Here is a 2,820-nt window from a genome sequence, read left to right as displayed (position 1 = left end):
CCATCGACGTGCTGCAGGTTCCGCACCATGGCGCCATCACGTCCTCGTCGATCGAGTGGGTTGAACAGACCCGCCCGGCCCGCGCGGTGGTCAGCGCCGCTTTTCAGGGGCGGCATGGCCATCCGAATGAGACGGTGGTAGAGCGCTATCGCTCCCGGGGTGCTGAGGTGCTCAATACCGCGAGCCTGGGGGCCATTGTGTTCGAATGGGATGAGCAGGGGCGGCGCACCGAGCGGTATGCCCGGTATGCGCCAAGACGTTGGTGGTATGAATAAGGTGACGGTGGCCGTTGGCGACTGTCGCAAAATGTGACCGGGTGTTTTCCCGCTGGAAATGGTCTGTGCTATCTTGCGCCCCTGATGGTCAGGCGCCTTGGCCAGACAACGATTCAAAAGAGGAAAGTTCAGTGTTTGAGATTATTACCGCGGGTGGCTGGTTGATGGTCCCCATTATTCTCTGTTCCATCCTGGTGATCGCCATTGGTGGAGAGCGTTACTGGACCCTGGATCCCAAAAAAATCGCCCCACGGCATCTGCTCGCACAGGTGTGGAGCTGGATCAAGAACAACCAGTTGGACGCGGGCAAACTCCGCGAGCTCAAACAGTCTTCCCCTCTGGGGCGCATTCTGGCCGCGGGGCTGAGTAACTCCCGCCATGGCCGGGAAGTCATGAAGGACAGTATTCAGGAAGCGGCCAGTCAGGTCATCCACGAGATGGAGCGTTACCTGACCATCCTCAGCACCATTGCCAATATCGCACCGCTGCTCGGTCTGCTCGGCACCGTGATCGGTATGATCAAGGTGTTCACCGCCATCATGCTACAGGGCACTGGCAATGCCGGCGTTCTGGCCGGCGGGATTTCCGAGGCGCTGATCACTACCGCCGCCGGCCTGACCGTCGCCATTCCCGCGATGATTCTGCACCGCTTTTTCCAGCGCCGGGTGGACACCATTGTGGTCACCATGGAAGAGGAAGCGGTAAAACTTGTGGACGCCCTGCACAGCGACCGTCGGGTCGATGTGAAAGCCAACTGATTGACCGAGGAGCAAGCGGGTGCAATTTCGACGTCAATCCAGAGAAAATGACAGCATCAATCTGACACCATTGATTGATGTGGTATTTCTGTTGCTCATTTTCTTTATGGTGTCCACCACCTTTACCAAAGAAACCCATTTGAACATTGACCTGCCCGAAGCCGAAGGTGAAGCGAGCGAGCAGGACGCCGATGCGCCGCTGGATATTCTGATCACCGCGGAAGGCGACTACTCGATCAATGGTCGCAGCCTGGTAAACAGTAAACTGGTGACCTTGAAGTCGGCCCTGGAAAAGGCCTCCGAGGGCAACAATCAGTTGCCTCTGACCATTACCGCTGATGCCAAAGCCCCCCACGAAAGCGTGGTCCGGGCCATGGATGCCGCCGGCCAACTGGGCTTTGTGCACCTGAGTATCACCACCCGGCGCCCCGAGTCCGGGGAGTGATTCGGGGGCGTTTGACATGACGCTGGCCTCGGTCTGGGAAAATGCCTGGTACGGTAAGGCCCGCTGGGTGTATCTGTTCGCTCCTTTGGCCTGGCTGTTCCGGGCTTTGGCGCGCCGGCGTCGAAGCCGGCTCAAAAGTCGGGCGGTCGCCTTTGATGTGCCGGTGGTCGTCGTCGGCAATATCAGTGTTGGGGGCACCGGAAAAACCCCGTTGCTCATTGCCCTGGTGCAGCGTCTGCGTAAGGCGGGTTATTGCCCGGGCGTGGTCAGTCGGGGTTACGGGGGCAAGGCCCCGCGCTATCCGCTCATGGTTTCCGCAGACACCCCGGTCACGCATTGTGGCGATGAACCCCTGGCGATTGCACGGGCCACCCAATGTGCGGTGTGTGTCAGCCCGGATCGGGTGGAAGCGGCCCAAGCGCTGCGCGAGCAGGGCTGCGATATTGTGTTGAGCGATGATGGCCTGCAGCACTACCGCCTGGACCGGGACCTGGAAATCGCCGTGGTCGATGGCGCGCGCGCGTTTGGCAACGGCTGGTGTCTGCCCGTGGGCCCATTGCGTGAACCGGTCGAACGGCTCAACGAAGTAGATTGGGTGGTGGTCAACGGTTCAGAGGACAAGGTGCGTCAACAGGCCCCGACGCTTCGCACCGTCCAGTACACCATGAAGGTGACCCCGGATGCCTGGCATAGGGTGTCCGATGGTACCCGCGCATCGCTGACCCATTTTGCCCCACAGACATCCGTGCACGCGGTGGCGGGAATCGGCAACCCCGACCGGTTTTTTTCCACGCTGAAAGAACTCGGCCTGGAACCGGTTCACCACCGCTTCCCTGATCATCATCACTACCGCCCGGGCGAGCTTGTCTTCCAGCCGGCCTTTCCGGTTGTGATGACCGCCAAAGATGCGGTCAAATGCCAGCCCTTCGCCCAGCCGGACTGGTGGTATCTGAGTGTCAGTGCGACACTGCCGGAGGCGTTCTGGAGCGAGTTTCTGAACCGTATTGAATCCCTGAAATCCACACCTGAAACGAATTCAATCCCATGAGCTTTTACGTTGTCATCCCCGCGCGATACGCTTCCTCCCGGTTGCCCGCCAAGCCCCTCAAAGACATCGCCGGCAAGCCGATGATTCAGCACGTTTACGAGCGAGCCCGCGAGAGTGCCGCCACGCAGGTGATTATCGCCACGGATGATGAACGCATCGAACAGGCGGCCCGCGCGTTCGGGGCGACGGTGTGCATGACCTCTGCGGATCATCAGTCGGGAACCGATCGATTGCAGGAGGTGGTCAGTCAGTTGGGATTGCCGGACGATGCCATCGTGGTCAATGTGCAGGGCG

General features: G+C 60.1%; 5 protein-coding genes. All 5 read left to right on the top strand.

The genetic code is table 11. The annotated features are described in order from the left end of the window. Window positions 1-275: ComEC/Rec2 family competence protein (locus tag B3520_RS07090; protein ID WP_414673880.1), on the top strand; the 275-nt coding region annotated here is incomplete at its 5' end. 131 nt (window positions 276-406) lie between these two features. Further along, window positions 407-1,033, top strand: a complete 627-nt coding sequence (locus tag B3520_RS07085; protein ID WP_024460312.1) for a MotA/TolQ/ExbB proton channel family protein — start codon at window positions 407-409, stop codon at window positions 1,031-1,033. 19 nt (window positions 1,034-1,052) lie between these two features. After that, window positions 1,053-1,478 carry an ExbD/TolR family protein gene (locus B3520_RS07080; RefSeq protein ID WP_286807444.1) on the top strand — a complete coding sequence of 142 codons (426 nt, stop codon included), beginning with the start codon at window positions 1,053-1,055 and terminating at the stop codon, window positions 1,476-1,478. A gap of 16 nt (window positions 1,479-1,494) precedes the next feature. Further along, window positions 1,495-2,526 (top strand): tetraacyldisaccharide 4'-kinase, encoded by a 1,032-nt coding sequence (gene lpxK, locus B3520_RS07075; RefSeq protein ID WP_286807446.1) that lies wholly within the window; start codon window positions 1,495-1,497, stop codon window positions 2,524-2,526. Beyond that, the coding region (locus tag B3520_RS07070) for a cytidylyltransferase domain-containing protein (protein ID WP_286875758.1) at window positions 2,523-2,820 on the top strand (298 nt) is incomplete at its 3' end. The genes lpxK and B3520_RS07070, both read left to right, overlap by 4 nt.

It is taken from the genome of Marinimicrobium sp. UBA4509, assembly GCF_002388575.1.
Lineage (GTDB): Bacteria > Pseudomonadota > Gammaproteobacteria > Pseudomonadales > Cellvibrionaceae > Marinimicrobium > Marinimicrobium koreense.
The sequence above is the reverse complement of the archived record's forward strand: the minus strand, read 5'-3'. Positions and strand labels throughout refer to the sequence as shown.

Coding starts and splice junctions, on each gene's coding strand:
- lpxK (WP_286807446.1), top strand. CDS start 1,495: ATGACGCTGGCCTCGGTCTGGGAAAATGCCTGGTACGGTAAGGCCCGC.